Raw genomic sequence first — 19349 nt, 5'->3', positions numbered from 1 at the left:
ACAAAAAAGGAAAAATACCAACTAAATAATCCGGGCTGCCAAGAGAACTGGGTTGCAATAACGGGTTAAAATTTATACTTTATCCCGTTTGTAATTGTTCTTCTGCAGATAAACAATTACAAAGCAATTTAAATTCTAAAGCGCCGCAGGCAAGTGTTTCGTCTGTTTCGTCAAAAAGAATTTTTCTTAAGCAATATCATTTTGATGAAATAAAATTATGTTATTAATCAGGCTAAAAAATTCAATATTCGATTCAATATATATACTTTTTTAACAAATTTTATTCTCATTAAAGTTGTTATGTTACAACAAACAATCAATCTGTATTTAGGCAATTATCAAAAGCATCTTTATAATTACAACATCGCTGCAGCGCTTTTGATTCTTCCCCATCATTATTGTCTTTAAAAAAATAATTGCAACCTGTATTTTTTACGAGGATAATCAGGCACTTTATAGTTTCAGGCTTTGACATACATCCAGCAATTATCTGAAAATATCAACACGGTATTTCAATATTGAAAAACTTTTCCATTGGCCATTACTTCCTGCGTAGCTTCATCAAATGTCGCCCTGGCCCCGGTTCTTACCGCTGCATTCGTCATGATGTTTGCGATGGAATGATAGTAGCCTGCTTCAACAGGTGCATTGGGTTGCTTTCTGGTGCGGATGCATTCCATCCAGTTGCGCACGTGGGCCGAGGTGTATTCATCCCCACCCGCATTGGCACTGGCATCGATCTTTACTGTCCGGTCTACCAGGTCCATGCCGGGCAATATGTTCACCTGCATATTCATTTCTTTTGCAAACTGTTCTGTCAAACCACCGTTGCCCGAAATTTTATTGGTATTCAGATTCAGCTCTCCGCCGTTTGAATAATAAATCTCCTGCGGTATTTCTTCTCCGTTGCTCATGCGGCTCATGAACACCACCTGGAAGCCTTTGCCTGCATCATCCTGCGGACCGTAATCAAAAACAGCTGTTGTGGTATCCCAGTTTCTTCTGCCATCTTTCCATTGATAAATACCACCGTTGGCCACCACACTTCTGGGATGATTGTAGCCGGTATACCAGTGCACAGTATCTATCTGGTGGCTCATCCACTGGCCAGGCTGACCGGAAGAATACGGCCAGAACAATCGGTACTCCAGGTACTTTCTCGGATCAAAATTTTCGTATGGCCTGTTGAGTAAAAAACGCTTCCAGTCCAGGTCTTCTTCTTTACACTTGGCTACCAGCGCAGGTCTGCGCCACCTTCCGGGTTGATTCACGTTCCATGTAAGTTCTACCATCTTTATATCGCCGAATTTGCCCGACTTGATAAAGTTTTCAGCTGCTCTATAATTTACCCCGCTCCTGCGTTGCGATCCTATCTGTACAATTTTGCCGGAAGCCTTTACCGTTTTCAATGCGAGTCTTGCATCTGCCATGGTTTCAGCAAAAGGTTTTTCGCAATACACATCACAGTTGGCATTGATGGCTTCAACCGTGTGCAATGCATGCTGGAAATCCGCGGTGCTTATAAACACACCATCCAGGTTTTTAACCCTGTACAATTCATCATTGTTTCTGCAGGCAATGATATCATGCCCCAGCTTTTCTTTTAAAAATTGTTGTCCCTCCTCTCTTCTTAATTTCCAGATGTCCGAAACGGCTACAATGTCAAAATTCAATTCTTCATAATGCTGCAGGTAACTGGGAAAATGGGCTGATCTGAAACGATCGGAAAAACCCACTACGCCCAGTCTTACCCGGTCATTGGCACCCATAATTCTTGCATAACTTTTGGCACTTACACCGTTAGAAGCAAGTACAGTACCCGCTGCAGCAATCGCCGTGTGCTTTATAAAATTTCTTCTTGAGTATGGCATAGGTTTATTTTTGAGTGATGAACTGTTACAATTTACCCGATGAACCGGTATCCACTACATGAATTTGGGCAGACATCTTTTCCGGTACCAAGCCTGTTGTTTTTATCCGGATGTTTTTAAAGTACACTTTCGTTCCTGGCTTTTCAACATCACCTGCTGCATGCACCTGCAGACCGATTAACCCCGTTCTATCCACCGGATCTTTCAGGTAAGCAGCCGGCACATGATTTATCCAGGTCTTCATTTCGTCGCCTATGCATTCAATTTTAACATGATTGTATTTACCAACAGTAAAAGCTTCTTTTGCAGGCACGTTTAATGTAAGCGGATACAACCATCCCCTTCTTTCTTCGTCATAAATTCCTCCGGTCCACTTCCTGTTGCTGGGGTCAATTTCCATCTGTCGTCCATACACTTTCCCCGCATGCTGACTGCCTCCAAAGTGGCTACGGGTTTGAATTCCGGAGTTACTGAGTTCACTTTCAATCATTACATCCAGTTCCAGGACAAAGTCACCATATTCTTTTTCGGTTACCAAAAAAGTGTTGACCGAATCAACTACGGAAGTTCCCACAATGGCGCCATGTTCCAGCGCAAACAGACCACCACCGCCCAACTTTTTCCAGCCCTGTAAAGAATTATTTTTTATCAAATCAGTCCACCCTTTTTTGCTTTGGGACTGCACCTGAATTACCAAAAATTGCAAGAAAAAAAGTAAGGCCAGGACAGCTATTTTATCAAACCATTTCTTTTTTATATCCAAACAACAGCAGCCCATTTTTCAATTTTTCATAAAAATAGGCAGATAGCCTGCATCATTTTTTCTATAATCGGTTAATAAAGTGTACTTTTTTAACATGCAATACCGACCGGTCTTTTTTGAATAAAAAGTAAATAAAACAAGTCAGTTGGTGTTTAAGGAAGATGTTCTTATACAAAAATGCAGTTGTTGCGCCTGTTGGTAGGAGATTGTTTGCTACGCGGCTGGTAAAACATTTGTCAGAGACAAATTATCAAAAATCGTACAGAGGTTTCAACCATGTGCAAGCCGAAACCTTCTATTCAAATGGAAGCAGATCGGGCTCAATAAATTCTTTTCTTTCGATGTCTGCATTGTAAATGCCCTGGCTGTAGTGACAAGCCATCAATGCTTTAAAATCATATTTCAGCCGCGGCACCTCCATGATAAAATCATTAAAATTCGCTGTATCGGTTTTCTTTTTAAAATGTGCTACTGCCATGATTGCGGCAGCAGTGAAGGTTACATTGTATTTATCCGCAGCACCAACATGCCGTGTAAAGCCTTTCAACTGGTTGCAAATGTTTTCAATGGCCTGCCCGGTGCCATATTGATGAATGTGTATCCAGGCAAGTCTCAAATGGGCTTCATGATTAAACAGGTCAGGTGAAAGGGTACAATTTTTAAACTGAGTTTCAAACTCTTTGTCCGTTAAGTCAGCATGTGTTTTCACATCAAATTATTAATCTTCGTACATGAAATTTGCAGTTGCATACTGGCGTTGCTGGTACTGACATGCAGAGCCAGGCACATCATAGATATTTTTCCATCTTAATATTCGCTCTCTCGTAAAGCCCCGGCTCCAACGCAACTTCAACAAAACCAAAACTTTTATACAAGTGTATTGCCGTTGCCAATATAGTATTTGAATATAAAATCAGTCGTTCAATAGAAAGTTGCTTCGATACATTCACACAATGTGTTATCAGCGCTTTACCAATACCGTATCCCTGTGCACTTTCTGTGATAGCCATTTTACCAAGTTCAAACACAGTTGCTGTCTTTTTCAGCAGTGAGGCGGTTCCGACAATTTCACCATTCATTTTGGCGTAAAAGATAAAACCGCCTTTTTCGATAATTTCCTTTGACGGGTCCGACAAGGCAATTACATCGCCGGGCTCTACACGAAAGTATTTTTCAAGCCATTCGTAGTTAAGTGTTTTGATGGCAGGTTTTAAGTCTTCGGAATAATCAACTATCTCCACCCGGTCACCATGCGAATGTGGCGCTGAAATTACAAGAAAATTTAAATCAACAGGGTGCAGGTTAGCTATGCAGTGCAAACTTTTTTCCGGCACATGAATGGATTCATTTACTGTCACAACCTGGCGCTGCCCGTTTATTTCAAAAGTGGCGGTACCAGATAAAATAAAAAATACCTGCTGTGCCTTTGTGTGATAATGCAATTGTTCAGTGGTGTCCGGAGGCATCCGTTCCTGTATCACACCCAGGCTGTCCGACTTTAGTAAATGCCAGCCAGCACAATTGTTGCCCCAGTTGTAATGTGCCGTGTTTTCAATTGATCTGATCATCTTATTTTACTTTTCTTCATTCACTTTAGGTAAGATGCCGCTAATGTGTAAATATCCTTACAATGCTTTTCCATCCACTTATCCGGACTTGCAATGGCCGACCAGCCAAATTGCTTATATAAACCATGGGCGTCGCCGGTTAATAAAATCCACCTGCGCAAACCCTGTAACTGTGGATGGTTCATCACTTCCTGCATCAGCATTTTCGACAGTCCTTTGCCACGGAATTCAGGCAAAATAAAAACATCACCTAAATAAGCAACGGTGGCAAAATCAGAAACAATGCGGGCATAGCCTGCCTGTTGGTCGCCATCATAAATTCCAAAATTCAACGAATTAGCAATGGCCGCCTCTACAGTACTCAGTGGAATCCCCTTACTCCAATAAGCCTCCGTAGAAAGAAAATGATGAATCAAATCAACATCCAGTTTGGCTCTGTCTGTTGATATAGTGAAATTGCCCATACCGCTTTTTAAGATGATACTACGTTTGAAAAAAATAGTTTTAGTCTGCCACTGACAATAAGCGCCGGTGATAATTTATTTGCCCCAGGTGATAATTTAAATGCGTTAGCAGGTGGATCAACGTATATCCCATTTCAGTTGGCTTGTCCCAAATCACTACCGGAAAGTCTTCCTGCAGCTGATTTTCAGACATACTGTTGAGTCCCGTTTCCACCACCCGCATGGTATCTTCTATCATTTTTATCAACTCTTTTTGCGGGGTATTTTTTTGAGAAAACTCGAGGTCTCTATATCGTACATAGCCGGTTTTGGCAAGCCCGGCTCCAATGTATGCATTGAGGTTACCGATTAAATGAAGGCATAAATTGCCTGCTGAATTGGCAATTCCCCTATCTACCAGCCAAAGACTTTTTTCATCATTGTACAATGCAATTTCAGTTTTCAACCTGGTGAGATCCCTGCTGTACAAATTTTTAAAATCTGTTATCATGATTGTATTGTTTATGCCACAAATGTCCACATAATTTTTCAATCAGTACAGATACAAATCTGTATTTTTAAACCAGTACAGTTTAAAAATATTAAACAATCATTGTCACCCATCTATTTCTTTTTAACCAACACGATCCGGCTCAGTACAAATTTATTTTTATCCGCCGATGTCTTAAATCTAAACGATATTGACCGGTTATTATCCGTAACTATAATACTCCCCGCTTTTTGCATCAGCAGTTTTTCGTCGGCAGGACCATTGGCATCAATCCAGGGACAGATCTGCGTTTGCCGCTGCCACAGAGAAAACTGCGCAGCGTTGATGCCTTTGTGATAGTCCACATACACATCAAAATTGCCCGGTGGAATTTTATACAGCAACATCTTTAATAGTGTTTCGTTACTTACCGTATAATACATTGTTTTGGCAGGCGTGCCGTCCCATTTGGCCTCTGCTGCCATTTTTTCGTCCATGGCGGTATACATCAGTTGCGGGTAAATTTCCAGGGTATCCGGCATGTATATTTTGGTGTTGCTGTTATTGGGTAAAATAAATTGTGGATTGGTCCGGTCGCAATAATAGTAACATACCGAAGTGTAATCTGCAGGCCATTGATTACCCTCCGGACCATGCTCAATTGAATGCTGTAAACTTTTGGCAAAAGATATTTTATCATTGATAAAAAACCGGTAGCCACCGGTACGTGCCAGCGGGATAGAATAATCCAAGGCACCTGAAAGCGGCAGGCTTGTGGCATCATCCCAGCGATCGAGCAAGGCATACCATCCACCGTTAAAAAAGTCTTCCGAACCCGTACCATGATACCGCAGTTCACCGTCCACCACCGTAGAATCATCGCCTTCAAAAAAGCCGGTAATGCCCGGCACCAGGCCCTGTGACTGCAATGCCACACCTGCTAAATGCCCCCTGCCTTTCACATCCAGCATGGTAAAAGGCTGACCATTGGGAACAGGATTTCCCCTATGCCACATGGCGTAAAATTTGCCTTCATTGGCGACATCTCTTTTTTTACCCGATACATAAAATGTGGTGAGGAGCGTTACATTATTGAGTTCGCTGCCGGTGGAAGCTTTTCTGTAAATCAGTTCAATTTTTGCCGCTTTATCATAAGGCATGGGGAACATCGAGTAATGCCTTTTTCCATCAGATCCGACCAGCAATCCCTGCATGGATGCTTTACCAAAAGCATAGCCAAAATAGTCTGCCAGCGGGCAGTACACCGCCGGAGTCTTTTCATTGTCCCAGCTTATTTTAATTTCGATATTTTTTGCAATGGTATCCATTGCAGCAGCCGTATTTAATTCGAAGCCAGCTATGCGGCCGCCGGTTACCGCCTGGAAAATAGTAACTGTTTGCCCGGGTTGCAGGGTGAATGTCTTTTTAATTTCGCTGATAGGTGTTTCGCTTTTGTAAATATTTTTTACTGCCACAACCGGCCTATTCCAAACTGATTTTATTTGTTGTAATGATGCCTTTTCATTTTTGTCCAGCTCCATTGAAAAGCTTTTCATCAATAGCTTTGGATTATATAACCTGTACCCTATCTGGTGGAACCGCGTGGTTTTTGCACGCAATACTATTTTGCAGAATTTATTAAACGGAATGGGAAAGTAACAATAATATCCACCCAACTGGTTAGCACAAAGTGGCGCAATAAACGGGAAAACTTTACCCGAAAAAAGGTCCATGTAACAAATAGAAAATGTGGGTACAGAAGTATCATCAATGTAAAAATCCATCGTATCATTTGTAGGTGTGGGTGTCCAGAAACGGTTGATAACGCCGGGACCTTTCTGATCAAAAATTACCAGCGTACTGTCTTCATTCCGGCGAACAAAAGAATAAGTTCCATTAAAGCCGTCATTGTTCATTCCTGTCCGGTCGTAGGTAGATACTTCTGCATCGTATATACCAGTTGTATATTCGGGAAGAGAGGAAATATCATACAGACTTTTTAAAAAGTAGCCAAGATCAAATTCTCTTTTATAGTCGCTCTGTTTTTGAGCAAAAGTCAGCTGGCTGACAAATAGCAGCACCAGTAAGGCTATCGTTTTATGGAGCATCGTTTTTTTACAATATTATAAATTTAATACCAGTTACTGTGCTGTCATTTTTATGAATGATTTTACTTTCTTTTGGTCCAGGTGTGTTACTGTTGATTTATACCTGCTTTTTATAACCTATTCCGAAATTGGCATTGTTAACAATCCAAATAAAGCCCTTTCTTTAAATTCCTGTACATTTATTTTTGATGACTTACCCTGTTAGGCCGGCGACATTGTTGTAATTTAAACGCTGTTCCGCAAGCCAAAGCAATCCTTAATAAACGGAGCGTTGGACCATCAGTCACCTCCATAAAAGAAGCTAAAAAATTGATTGACGTATGAACCTTGATGAAGTAAAACCCAGGCCAATGGGCGATGTGGTTATGATCAGGCGAATACGTTTGATTTTGCCGCCAAAATTTACCAGGCAAGTTTCAGGTTACTGGAATCGGCAGATGAACATATTTATGGACACGACCTGTTTAAATATCACTGGCCTTTGTATGGACTGGAGCTTTCGGATACAGTGCTGCAAAAAATCTATCATGATAATGCCATGAAACTGGTTAAACAGTAAAGCAGGATAATTACTATCTTTCATCAAAGTTTTTTAATGAGATTTAAAATCAGATAAAACGTTCTCAATTTATACAACCACACCATGATCCACAAAAATTTATTCCTTGCATTTTTCTTTTTACCACAGTGTTTGTTTGCGCAAAAAGCCACCATCACCGAGGAAAGCAGGGAGCTGCTTACCTACCCTTTCAGTGATGCCAACCCGGTGCCGATTTTAACCGGCAGCCATAAAAATATTTATCCCTACCATAGTTTTGACGGCTATGCTGTAACCGGCAAAAAACAGGCATGGAAAGTAATAAAAATGGAGAACGATTACATTGAAGTGTATGTGTTGCCGGAAGCTGGTGGCAAGGTTTGGGGCGCCATTGAAAAATCTACCGGCAAAGAATTTATTTACCGCAACGAAGTGATCAAGTTCCGCAACATCGCCATGCGTGGGCCATGGACTTCTGGTGGTATTGAATTTAATTTTGGCATCATCGGCCATAACCCCGGCACTGCCAACCCCGTTGATTATACTACCAAAGAAAACAGCGACGGCAGCGTAAGTTGTTTTGTCGGCAACATGGATTTGCCATCCCGCACACAATGGCGGGTGGAAATCCGGCTGCCAAAAGACAAGGCTTATTTTGAAACCAAAGCTTTGTGGAACAACCCTACGCCATTGACACAATCATATTATAACTGGATGACGGCCGCCGCCGTTGTTACAGACGACCTTGAATTTTTCTACCCGGGCAACCAGGCGCTGGAACACAATGGCGAAGCCAATCCATGGCCGGTTAATAAAGATGGCCACAACCTGGCGCCTTACCGCAACAATGCTTTTGGTTCGCATAAGTCGGTACACATTGTGGGTGAATACAATGATTTTATGGGCGGCTATTATCATAAATCTGCATTTGGTTTTGGCCACTGGGCTTTGTATGATGATATGCCCGGGCACAAATTGTGGTTATGGAGCCAGGCAAGGGAAGGTGCGATTTGGAAAGATTTATTGACAGACAGCGATGGCCAGTACATGGAGTTCCAGGCTGGTCGCGGATTTAACCAGTACGCTGCTTCCGATGTCAGAACGCCGATTTCGGAGATGACTTTTCCCCCAAACCAGACCGACCAATGGAAAGAAATGTGGTTCCCTGTAAAAGAGATCGGCGGCTTGCAGGAAGTATCGCAATCGGGTGTATTGAATGTAACGCACCAGGATGGCACGCTGCAGATTGCCATTAATGCGCTGGCATTTGCTGATGCAAAAATTGTTGTACAGTCAAACGGTAAGGTAATTTATACACAGGATAAAAAGTTTGCACCAATGGAAGTCTTTAAGGCTTCAGTTCCATTGGCAAAAGATGCGCCGTATGAACTGGTGGTGGAAGGCATGGACCTGCAACATGGTTCTGAAAATAAAAATGAAGTAAAGCGGCCGTTTAAAACAACCATTCCTGCAAGTGAAAACAGTGCGGCTAATTTTTATCACCAGGGGATGGAGCTGAAAGAAGCGAGGAATTATACCGGAGCCAAAATCAGTCTTACAAAATGCCTGCAAAAAGATCCATTGTACCTGGATGCGATGGCTACGATGGCAGAATTATTTTATCACAGCAATCAATACGATTCTGCTTTGTATTTCGCTAACCGGGCATTGCAGTTAGATGCTTACCATCCGGCGGCAAATTATTATGCCGGCATTAACTACCGGGCGAAAGGGGATCTGATCAATGCGCTTGAAACCTTTGGCTGGTCGGCCCGTTCAATGGAATTCCGTTCTGCTGCCTATGCACAAATGGCTGGTGTGGAACTGCAGTTAAACAACCTGCCGTTGGCAGAACATTATGCGTTGCAGTCGCTTGATTTTAATAAAAACAATGTGGTGGCACTGGAAGCATTGGCCATTCAATACAGAAAATCTGGTAAGGCTCAGATGGCAGATAAAATTATTGAACAACTCAATCAACTCGATCCGCTGAACCATTTTGCACATTTTGAAAAATACTTATTGCATCCTTCGGCTGAAAATTACACACTGTTTTCTTCCAGGATAACAAATGAATTTCCCTACCAGAGTTATTTAGAAGTGATGCTGAATTATTTGGATGTTGGTTTAAAAGAGGATGCGTTAAAAGTATTGGAGAAAGCACCGGCACATGCGCTATTAGCCACATGGAAAGCATATCTAAGCAATGATGAAACCATGTTGGCAAAGGCTGCCAATGAATCACCTGCCTTTGTATTTCCTTACCGCACCGAATCCATTGCTGCACTGGAATGGGCCGTATCAAAAAATCCCAGCTGGAAATTTAAATATTATCTTGGCCTGAATTACTGGGGTATCGACCGGTTGAAAGAAGCAGTAAAATTATTCAAAGCCTGTGGCAATGAACCAGACTACGCACCTTTCTATAGTTCACGGGCTTTTCTGTCCAAAGGCGATGCGGCGTCCGAAATGGCCGATCTGCAAAAAGCAAAAACAATCACCCCATCCGACTGGCGCAACTGGAACAGGCTGATAGAATATTACGAAAGCACCGGTGATAATAAAACGGCCTTAACACTTGCGACGCAGGCCAGTCAGCAATTTAAAGGCAATTACAATCTTGCATTGCAGTTTGCACGTGTGCAGTTAAACAATTGTCAATATGAAGCCAGCACCAAAACGCTGGATAAGACTATCATACTTCCTTTTGAAGGCAGCACTTCCGGCAAAACGGTGTATGAACAAGCCTATATCAATGTGGCACTTGATTTAATGAATCAAAAAAAATACAAGCAGGCTTTTGACAAACTGGAGAAATCAAAAGCCTGGCCCGAAAGTCTTGGTGTTGGCTCACCGTATGAGCCTGATAACCGCCTGCAACAATACCTGCAGGCCATCTGCATGGAAAAAACAGGTCGTAGAAATGAAGCCAAGTCTTTTCGTGATAGCGTGATAAAATATACTATGGCGGACGAAAATTTCATGCACCCTTCATTTAACAATTTACTGGCTCTGCAAATCTTAAAAAAGAAAGGTGCCCCGGAACAGGCAAATAATTTAGTTGAAAAGATCAAAGCTTCTCCGGCACACAATAATGCGGCGCATCGATATACAATCGCTGCATTTTCGAACGATATCAACACGACGGATAGTCTTCAAAAAGATTTGGTGGCCAACAACTATTACAAAATAATCAAGCGAATAGAAGCAGTAGAAAAATAAAATGATTTTGTTTGAATTACTCAACTTAGGTAACTGGTATAAGATAATAAACACAGTTTTTGCTTTTTCTGAAACTAAGCATAAATTGCTGCTGATACCAACGATTGACAACAAAGAAACCGCATTGCCACCAATAAAATACAAAGCAAAAAGCAGATATGAAAAACATTCCTGTTCGCACAACCATAGTCGGCAGTTATCCCTTTCCCGGCTGGCTGGAATTTTCTACACAAAATTTAGACAAGTTTGGTAAGGCCGATATTGAAGAAATGATTGAAGACGCCGTGATTGCTGCAGTACATGACCAGGTCACCGCCGGGTTGGATGTGATAACGGACGGCGAACAAACCCGCTTCGATTTTAACCTGTCTTTTTATGGTTATATCAGCGGCATTCAAAACAACGATACCGAGACAAGAAAATTCGGCCCGCCAGCTCACGACCAGCGGGGGAAAAATAATATTGTAGGCGAGCTGACCGCACCGAACGGACTGGGCGCAGTAAAAGAATTTGAACGTTTAAAAAAACTGGCGCCGGAGGGCCCTGTTTTAAAAGCCAGCATCCCCGGGCCTTATACATTAAGCGGCAGGCTGTTGCCAAACGACCAATACAAAGACCGCTACGCTATTACGGAAGCCTTGATGCCCATCATCAGCAAAGAGCTGGAAGCATTGGTGGCAGCGGGTTGTACAGAAATTACCGTAGATGAACCCTCTATGAGTTGTTATGCTTATAAAGAAGATACCAAACGTTTTGTAGACATCTTTAACCGCACGTTGAAACCGATTGTGGGTAAATGCAATTTGAGTACGCACCTATGTTTTGGCAACTTTAAAGGGCGGCCGGTAGGTTACAGAAGCCTCAAACCCATGCTGCCCGATTTCCTGGAACTGGCCGTTGATGAAATTCATATTGAAATGGCGAACCGCGAATTTGCAGAGATAGAATTGTTACAGCCTTTCGCAGAAAAAATGCATGTGGCAGTGGGCATCATCGATGTTAAAAATTATTATATCGAGACGGTGGATGATGTGGTAGAAAGAATACAGCGTTGTCTGAAATACATTCCTGCTGAAAGATTATCAGTAGCACCGGATTGCGGTCTTAGCCAGACAGCAAGATGGGCTTCCAGGCAGAAATTAATCAACATGGTGAAAGGCGCCAAAAAAGTAAGGGAAAGCTTATAATGGAATTAATAAAAGCCATCCAAAAAAATGAAGCACTGGTTGCAGAAATGGATTCCTTGCTGGAAGACAAAATAAATTTTCATGCCTGGTGGCTTGGGCAAAGTGGTTACCTGTTGCAATGGAACGGTAAGCGGGTGCTCATTGACCCTTACCTCTCCGATTCACTCACCAAAAAATATGCAGCAACCGACAAGCCTCATACCCGGATGAGCGAACTCGTGATACGACCGGATTTATTAAAAAATATTTTGATTGTCACTTCAAGTCACAATCATACTGATCATTTGGATGCAGACACATTGATACCAGTGTTAAAAAATAATCCCGGCATCAGTTTCCTCATTCCCGAAGCCAACAGAAATTTTGTTGCAGAAAGAGCACAATGCGAAAAAGCATTCCCCACCGGGATAAATGATGGCCTGCCTGTGACAATAGATGACTTTACATTTTACGGAATCCCGGCCAAACACAATGAAATTGAAAGGGACGAAAATGGCAACTTAAAATTCATGGGTTATATAATTGAATTTGGCCCCTACAAAATTTACCATAGCGGCGACACCTTATGGTTTGATTGTATGATTGATTTACTAAAGCCCTATAACGTAGACCTGGCAATGCTTCCTATAAACGGCAATAAGCCGGAAAGGAAAGTAGCGGGCAATCTTGATTGCACGGAAGCAGCGAACCTTGCAAAGGCAATCAACGCCAAATGTGTAGTGCCCTGTCATTACGATATGTTCAGTTTTAACACAGCAGACGTGAATGATTTTATAGAAGCAGCAGAAAAAATAAACCAGCCATATAAAGTTTTAAAGGGCGGCGAACAATTCAGCAGCAACGCATCATTTTAAACTACAGAATCAATCGAAAACAGCATGCAACAACTGCTTGAAGCAAAAAAAATCGTCATCATCGGTGGTACAACAGGCCTCGGTTTGTCGGCCGCAAAAGCATTTATTGCCGGCGGCGCAAAAGTGGTTGTAGTGGGCAGAAATATGGAAAGTGTTGCAACAGCAAAAGAAATTTTAGGTAACCATGCAACTGTTGTCAGTGGCGATGCCATGCAGCCGGATACAGCGGTTAAAGCCATTGACACCTGCATTGAACTGTTCGGCGGCTTCGATGGTTTGTACCATGTAGCCGGTGGCAGCGGCAGAAAAATGGGTGACGGGCCTTTACATGAATTGTCGCTCGAAGGCTGGAACAACACGCTGGAACTGAACCTTACTTCGCTCATGTTATCCAACCAGGCCGCCGTAAAAAAAATGCTGGCATTGAACTCGGGTGGAACTATTTTAAACATGGGTTCGGTGCTGGGCTACTCTCCTTCGCCACATTTTTTTTCAACACATGCGTATGCCGCGGCAAAGGCAGCCATCATTGGGTTTACAAAATCAATCGCAGCTTATTATGCAAAAAATAATATCCGCATCAATGTAATTGCACCGGCGCTTGTTGAAACACCCATGGCACAAAGGGCCGCAAAGGATGAAAGCATTTTATCTTTTATAAAAACAAAACAACCGCTGGATGGCGGCAGAATCGGCGCACCGGAAGACCTGGATGGACTGGCTACTTATTTCATGAGCGACCTGTCAAAATTTACAACGGGGCAGGTTGTCGCGGTGGATGGCGGATGGCATGTAAGTGAAGGACAATACCCGGTCTGACAAAAAGTAATTTGTGCACCGGCAATTGTTTTTCAATTGAGCATCGTTGTGTCACTCACTTGTACTTTTAAAGCAATAGTGAACAATAAAATTGAAGCGCCGGCATTAAGTCGAACAACTGCATATAGCAGAGATATACTGTTGTAATAGTGAAGATGGTTTACGACATCAAATTATTGCAACTTCCTTTTCAACATTAAATAAAAATGCAAAAAAGAATCATTGGCATTGATTTAGGCGGTACAAGAATAAAAGCGGTAGCATTGGATGCCAACGGTCACCTGTTGCATGAAACCTACCAGCCAACCAATGATGGCGATGATACCAGTTGGAAAAATGCCGTTGCAGTTGCAGTAAAAGAATTGCAGCATTTGTTAAACATCAATGAAACAGTCATTGGACTTTCTGCCCCTGGTCTGCCCAACATAGATAATACTGCTATTGCCTTTATGCCCGGCCGTCTGCAGGGCCTCGAAAATTTTAACTGGAGTAACTATTTGCAGCAACCCACTTATGTGCTGAACGATGCCGTAGCAGCCATGATGGGCGAAGCCACTTTTGGTGCCGCCATCAACAAAAAAAATGTGGTAATGCTAACACTGGGTACAGGTGTGGGTGGCGCCATCCTGATCGACGGAAAGCCTTACCAGGGCGGATTTAATAAAGCCGGTCATATCGGCCATATGGTGATTGACGATGAAGGCGATTGTGACGTAACCGGCATGCCCGGCAGCCTGGAAGATTGCATCGGCAATTGCACCATTGAAAAAAGAAGCCGGGGCAAATTCAACTCCACCTATGCCTTGCTGGAGGCGTATAAAAACGGCGATGCATTTGCAAAAGAAGTCTGGTTAAAATCGGTGAGACAACTGGCCATTGGGCTGGCTTCCATCATCAACATTCTTTCGCCTGAAATCATTGTATTGGGTGGGGGCATCACACAGGCAGGTGATGATTTATTTGAACCATTAAATAGTTATCTTGACCAATACGAATGGCGGCCGGGTGGAAACAAGACAACCATCGTAAAAGCAACGTACGGCGATTTTGCAGGCGCCATTGGTGCCGCCTGCTTTGCCATGAGTAAACAGACTTTATAAACAACAACACATGACGATCACAGAAGATTATTTACAAAAATGCGCCGGCATTATTGAAACGGTGAAGGCCCAGCAACCACAAATTCAGCAGGCCGCCCAATGGTTTGCAGAAAGTATTTTAGCCGGCAGAATGGTGCACCTTTTTGGCAGCGGTCATAGCCGCATTATGGTAGAAGAAATGTGGCCTCGTTACGGTTCTTTTCCCGGGTTTAATCCCATCGTTGAATTATCGCTTACCTACCACAACAATGTAGTGGGTGCCAACGGACAGCGGCAGGCCATGTTTTTAGAAAATGTAAGCGGTTTTGCAGCAAGAATTTTGCGGAATTTTTCTTTAAGCGAAACAGATTGTGCGCTGGTGATTTCTTCCGGCGGCTGTAATATTGTACCCATTGAAATGGCTGAACTGTTTCAGCAGAAAAAAATAAAAACGGTGGCGCTGGTAACCTCCGCACATTTGGCAAAAAGCAAAAGCAATCGCCCCGACGGCAAAAAACTGGCCGATTTTGCCGATTTAATCTTAGACAGTGGCGCCCCGGTGGGTGATTCCATGATTTATATAGACGGGCTGGAAACCCCGGTAGCACCGGGTTCTACAGTAGGCGGTGTGATGATCATTAATTGCATCAAAGCAGAACTGGCCAGGCTTTTAACAGCAGCAGGCAAACCGCCTTTTGTACTTACAGCTTCCGCCATTGTGGGACCTGAGAAAGCCACTTCTTTATTCGAAGCTGCCTACGATGAACATGCACACCGGCTCTCGGCACTTTATAAAGATGTTGGCAAATAGCTGCACGACTGGCTCACCCCAAAAGTGAAAAGCATTTCGATGCAAGAGTGTAAGGGTGGGTCACCCCAAAGCGAACAGCTTTTCAACGCAAAGCCTGTGCATTTGGGTGGCTCACCCCAAAGTGAATAGCATTTCAATATAAAGAGTGTAAGGGTGGGTCACCCAGCAACAAGGCAGTCAATAAAAAAGAGCCTGTCTCATACGAAAATCATTTGCAAAAATAATTGGCAGTCCACCGTGAAAAAAATTCAATACTAATCACCGGGTGAGCCACTCTTGAGGAGTGACCCACCCGGTAAACTTCAAAAACATGAATAAAAATGCTTCTGCTTTTATAGCCCTGTTATCGCTGTTTTGCTTTAGCCGTTGCAATCCCGGTGGCGGCAAAAATACCATTGCTACAGATTCTGTCAGCATCGCCGCAGGCGAAGCTTCTTTCACCAAAAATTGCAGTGGTTGCCACAATTTTAAACAGGATGGCATCGGCCCGCAACTGAGCGGCGTTACTGGTGCGCTGTCTCCCGACTGGTTGCTTCACTTCATAAAAAATTCACAGCAAATGATTGCCTCAGGCGATCAGCAAGCCAATCTGTTATTTACCAAATATAAAAAGTCAGTAATGCCGCCGTTCGACACATTGCAGGATGGAGAAGTCAATCAACTGATTGCTTATATCCATGCACAGAAAGCAATTAGTTCCAAGGCAAGCAAAAAAAATAATGGCATACCGAATCCCATTCCGGAACAAATTGCTGTTTCTAACCTGGTGGTCAATCTGCAACAGGTTACGCAATTTCCGGCTACCAGCGATAAGCCGCCACTGGCCAGGATTACAAAGCTGGGCTTTCAGCCGGTGAGTGGTAATTTATTTATCAACGACTTGCAGGGCAGGCTGTACAAAATGAAAAATGATAAACCCATTATTTATCTGGATATAGCAAAACTAAAAACCAAATTCATCAACAAACCCGGACTGGCAGCTGGATTCGGCAGCTTTGCCTTTCACCCTGAATTCGCCAGCAACGGGTTATTATATACTACGCATACAGAAGCCCCGGGTTCAGGCAAAGCGGATTTTGGTTATGCGGATAGCATCAAAGTTACCATGCAATGGGTGTTGACACAATGGAAAACAACAATGCCCAATGCCGATTCTTTTGTAGGTACCAGCAGGGAAATGCTGCGGGTAAATATGGTGACGGGTATTCATGGCGTACAGGAAATCACGTTTAATCCGCTTGCTAAAAAGGGTGACAAAGACTACGGCTTATTGTACATTGGCGTAGGCGATGGTGGCAGTGCCGAAGCTGGATTTGCTTTCCTGGAACACAGCATCGAAAAAATATGGGGCACTATTATCCGCATTGATCCAAAGGGAAAAAACAGCGTCAATGGACAATATGGTATCCCGTCAGCCAATCCTTTTGCAAACAGCAGCAACAATAAAGCGGTGAAGGAAATCTATGCCTGGGGCTTTAGAAATCCGCACCGCATCACCTGGACCAAATCAGGCACTATGCTGTCCAGCAATATCGGCCAGGCCAATATTGAATCGCTTTACGAAGTGCAACCGGGCCATGATTATGGATGGCCGGTCAGGGAAGGCAATTTTGTATCGGCAGAACTCACGGATAATTTAGGCAATGTGTACCCGCTTCCGGCAAACGATAGCGTGTATAAAATCACCTACCCTGTTGCCGAGTTTGATCATGATGAAGGAAAGGCAATCAGTGGTGGCTTTGAGTATTGGGGCAATAGCATCCCGGCACTGAAAGGCAAATTTTTATTTGGTGATATTCCTTCCGGCCGGTTATTTTATTTGGATGTAGCCGATTTGAAACAAGGCAGAATGGCAACCATTAAAGAATGGAAAATCACCATTAACGGTAAGCCTGAAACGTTGAAATCAGTTTGTGGCAGCGACCGCATCGACCTTCATTTTGGAAGAGATATGCAGGGCGAATTGTACATCTTAACAAAAGCAGATGGGATGCTATATAAAATGGTTGGTGCTACGGACTAAGGTTATCGACCTTTTTGAGCTCGTTAGCTTTTGGTAAGGTCGACCAACAACAACCGTCAGTGCACGACTTTTTTTGTATAGAAAATTCCTGTTGCTTCGTTCTAAATCGCAGTGCGCTATTTTTTTTAGTAGCTCACTGGTAAAAAAATACTATGAAAAGAAGTTTCATTTCTTTATTGGCGGCGTGCATTTTATTTATTGTCAGTACATCATGTTACGCGGATGTATTGCCGTCTCCATTTAAAATTTTACCCTTGCCAAAAAGTGTGCAGTTGCTAAAACAACCAGGGCTTTCGTTTGGTACCCTGCAGTCCATTACCATCAAAGGCAGGATGAGCATGCCTGTGTTGGGCCAACTACTTTCACAACTACCAACAGTACCCCGCACATCCGGTAAAGGCGTACTTACCCTCAGGCTCGATACCACCCTGGCCGCCATGCCATCGGATGAAGGATATCGGATCACCATCCACACAAGTAATGTTGAAATCATCGCAAAAAGTGAAGCCGGCATATTTTATGGCTGTCAGTCACTGGAACAACTACTGGAAGATGCCAGGGATTTCAACAAGCCTATCCCTGCCTGTATCATTACAGATTACCCTGTGCTGAGTTACCGTGCTGTACATTTTGATGTTAAGCATCACCTTGACCATATGAATTATTATTACGAAAGTATTGACCGGCTGGCAAGGTATAAAATCAATGCGGTGGTATTTGAGTTTGAAGATAAACTGCGTTACCAGTTGCAGCCCCTGGTGGGCGCTCCGCAATCCATTAGCATTGATGAAATGGCCGCACTTACAAAATATGCCAAAGAAAGATTTATTGAAATAACGCCGCTGGTGCAGGGCTTGGGCCATGCTACCTTTATTTTAAAACATGAAGAATATAAATCGCTGCGGGAATTACCTTTTAGCCACTGGGCATTTTGCCCCATGGATGAAGGCACCTACAAAGTGCTGTTTGATTTATACAGCGATGCCATTAAGGCAACGCCGGGCAGTAAATACCTGCACATAGGCGGCGATGAAATCGGTAACATCGGCTTGTGCCCGAGATGCAAACCTACTGCAGATAAAGAAGGTATGATGGCCCTGAATTTACACTGGCTTAAAAGAGTATGTGCGTTTGCAAAAGAAAATAACCGCATCCCGATTTTTTGGGATGATATGCCGCTACAGGAAGCAGGTTTGTATACAAGTACCTGGAACGATGAGGTAACTTCAGCCCAGGCAAATGAAGCCTGGAAAAAAGGTGTTGCAAAACTGGACAGCCTGCAGAAAGACTTTCCTGGTAACTGCGTGTACATGCGCTGGAATTATTCCATGGCCAAACAACCCGGCAACATCCTGGCGCTGGACTGGTATAAAACACACGGCTTAAAAGCAATGATTGCCACCGCCACCAACACCGAAGGCGGCATGTTGTTTCAGCAGGATGAACGGGATAAGGGCATGGCTTCTACTTGCATCAGTGTTATAAAAAGTTTTATAGAACTGGCTGCTGAAAAAAATATTTCATGCATGTTGTGTACAGCATGGTATGATAAGAGTCCGCACATGGAAAATTA

The 19349-nt window shown here is 43.1% G+C and carries 15 protein-coding genes; 8 read left to right on the top strand and 7 right to left on the bottom strand.

All coding sequences use genetic code 11. The features are described from left to right. Positions 1 to 512 precede the first annotated feature (512 nt). The 7 genes from JWR61_RS03360 to JWR61_RS03330 form a co-directional block, all read right to left on the bottom strand. Entirely contained in the window at positions 513 to 1871 is a 1359-nt protein-coding gene (locus JWR61_RS03360) for a Gfo/Idh/MocA family oxidoreductase (protein WP_301926445.1), read from the bottom strand. A 25-nt stretch (positions 1872 to 1896) separates the two neighbouring features. After that, the gene (locus JWR61_RS03355) at positions 1897 to 2523 is read right to left on the bottom strand and encodes a DUF1080 domain-containing protein (protein ID WP_301926444.1); all 627 of its coding nucleotides are present in this window, start codon (positions 2521 to 2523) and stop codon (positions 1897 to 1899) included. Between the two features lie 406 nt (positions 2524 to 2929). Then, a complete protein-coding gene (locus JWR61_RS03350) occupies positions 2930 to 3343 on the bottom strand; it encodes a hypothetical protein (RefSeq protein WP_301926443.1) in 414 nt (137 codons plus the stop codon). A gap of 79 nt (positions 3344 to 3422) precedes the next feature. After that, positions 3423 to 4202 (bottom strand): GNAT family N-acetyltransferase, encoded by a 780-nt coding sequence (locus JWR61_RS03345; RefSeq protein ID WP_301926442.1) that lies wholly within the window; start codon positions 4200 to 4202, stop codon positions 3423 to 3425. A 20-nt stretch (positions 4203 to 4222) separates the two neighbouring features. After that, positions 4223 to 4666: a GNAT family N-acetyltransferase gene (locus JWR61_RS03340; RefSeq protein ID WP_301926441.1), complete on the bottom strand. Its 444-nt coding sequence runs from the start codon at positions 4664 to 4666 to the stop codon at positions 4223 to 4225. 40 nt (positions 4667 to 4706) lie between these two features. Next, positions 4707 to 5156, bottom strand: a complete 450-nt coding sequence (locus JWR61_RS03335) for a DinB family protein (protein WP_301926440.1) — start codon at positions 5154 to 5156, stop codon at positions 4707 to 4709. A 113-nt stretch (positions 5157 to 5269) separates the two neighbouring features. Further along, positions 5270 to 7243: a glycoside hydrolase family 172 protein gene (locus JWR61_RS03330; protein WP_301926439.1), complete on the bottom strand. Its 1974-nt coding sequence runs from the start codon at positions 7241 to 7243 to the stop codon at positions 5270 to 5272. A 643-nt stretch (positions 7244 to 7886) separates the two neighbouring features. Here JWR61_RS03330 and JWR61_RS03325 point away from each other — a divergent pair. From JWR61_RS03325 to JWR61_RS03290, 8 genes are all read left to right on the top strand, one after another. After that, complete coding sequence (locus JWR61_RS03325) at positions 7887 to 11003, top strand: DUF5107 domain-containing protein (protein WP_301926438.1); 3117 nt, start codon at positions 7887 to 7889, stop codon at positions 11001 to 11003. A 158-nt stretch (positions 11004 to 11161) separates the two neighbouring features. Beyond that, entirely contained in the window at positions 11162 to 12190 is a 1029-nt protein-coding gene (locus JWR61_RS03320) for a hypothetical protein (protein ID WP_301926437.1), read from the top strand. Then, positions 12190 to 13044 carry an MBL fold metallo-hydrolase gene (locus JWR61_RS03315; protein WP_301926436.1) on the top strand — a complete coding sequence of 285 codons (855 nt, stop codon included), beginning with the start codon at positions 12190 to 12192 and terminating at the stop codon, positions 13042 to 13044. Before JWR61_RS03320 ends, JWR61_RS03315 begins: the two co-directional genes overlap by 1 nt. A 24-nt stretch (positions 13045 to 13068) precedes the next feature. Beyond that, a complete protein-coding gene (locus JWR61_RS03310; protein ID WP_301926435.1) occupies positions 13069 to 13863 on the top strand; it encodes an SDR family NAD(P)-dependent oxidoreductase in 795 nt (264 codons plus the stop codon). A 206-nt stretch (positions 13864 to 14069) separates the two neighbouring features. Next, positions 14070 to 14963: an ROK family protein gene (locus tag JWR61_RS03305; protein ID WP_301926434.1), complete on the top strand. Its 894-nt coding sequence runs from the start codon at positions 14070 to 14072 to the stop codon at positions 14961 to 14963. Positions 14964 to 14973: 10 nt separating this feature from the next. Beyond that, complete coding sequence (locus tag JWR61_RS03300; protein ID WP_301926433.1) at positions 14974 to 15753, top strand: sugar isomerase domain-containing protein; 780 nt, start codon at positions 14974 to 14976, stop codon at positions 15751 to 15753. A 310-nt stretch (positions 15754 to 16063) separates the two neighbouring features. Then, positions 16064 to 17776 (top strand): PQQ-dependent sugar dehydrogenase, encoded by a 1713-nt coding sequence (locus tag JWR61_RS03295; RefSeq protein WP_301926432.1) that lies wholly within the window; start codon positions 16064 to 16066, stop codon positions 17774 to 17776. 152 nt (positions 17777 to 17928) lie between these two features. Then, positions 17929 to 19349, top strand: a 1421-nt coding sequence (locus JWR61_RS03290) for a family 20 glycosylhydrolase (protein WP_301926431.1), incomplete at its 3' end; no start/stop codon positions are given.

This window comes from Ferruginibacter sp., assembly GCF_028288465.1.
GTDB lineage: Bacteria > Bacteroidota > Bacteroidia > Chitinophagales > Chitinophagaceae > Ferruginibacter.
Note: the sequence above shows the minus strand (reverse complement) of the source record. Positions and strands in the feature narration are given on the sequence as shown.

Coding starts and splice junctions, on each gene's coding strand:
- JWR61_RS03360 (WP_301926445.1), bottom strand. CDS start 1,871: ATGCCATACTCAAGAAGAAATTTTATAAAGCACACGGCGATTGCTGCA.
- JWR61_RS03340 (WP_301926441.1), bottom strand. CDS start 4,666: ATGGGCAATTTCACTATATCAACAGACAGAGCCAAACTGGATGTTGAT.
- JWR61_RS03335 (WP_301926440.1), bottom strand. CDS start 5,156: ATGATAACAGATTTTAAAAATTTGTACAGCAGGGATCTCACCAGGTTG.
- JWR61_RS03330 (WP_301926439.1), bottom strand. CDS start 7,243: ATGCTCCATAAAACGATAGCCTTACTGGTGCTGCTATTTGTCAGCCAG.
- JWR61_RS03310 (WP_301926435.1), top strand. CDS start 13,069: ATGCAACAACTGCTTGAAGCAAAAAAAATCGTCATCATCGGTGGTACA.
- JWR61_RS03320 (WP_301926437.1), top strand. CDS start 11,162: ATGAAAAACATTCCTGTTCGCACAACCATAGTCGGCAGTTATCCCTTT.
- JWR61_RS03300 (WP_301926433.1), top strand. CDS start 14,974: ATGACGATCACAGAAGATTATTTACAAAAATGCGCCGGCATTATTGAA.
- JWR61_RS03345 (WP_301926442.1), bottom strand. CDS start 4,202: ATGATCAGATCAATTGAAAACACGGCACATTACAACTGGGGCAACAAT.
- JWR61_RS03295 (WP_301926432.1), top strand. CDS start 16,064: ATGAATAAAAATGCTTCTGCTTTTATAGCCCTGTTATCGCTGTTTTGC.
- JWR61_RS03315 (WP_301926436.1), top strand. CDS start 12,190: ATGGAATTAATAAAAGCCATCCAAAAAAATGAAGCACTGGTTGCAGAA.
- JWR61_RS03305 (WP_301926434.1), top strand. CDS start 14,070: ATGCAAAAAAGAATCATTGGCATTGATTTAGGCGGTACAAGAATAAAA.
- JWR61_RS03325 (WP_301926438.1), top strand. CDS start 7,887: ATGATCCACAAAAATTTATTCCTTGCATTTTTCTTTTTACCACAGTGT.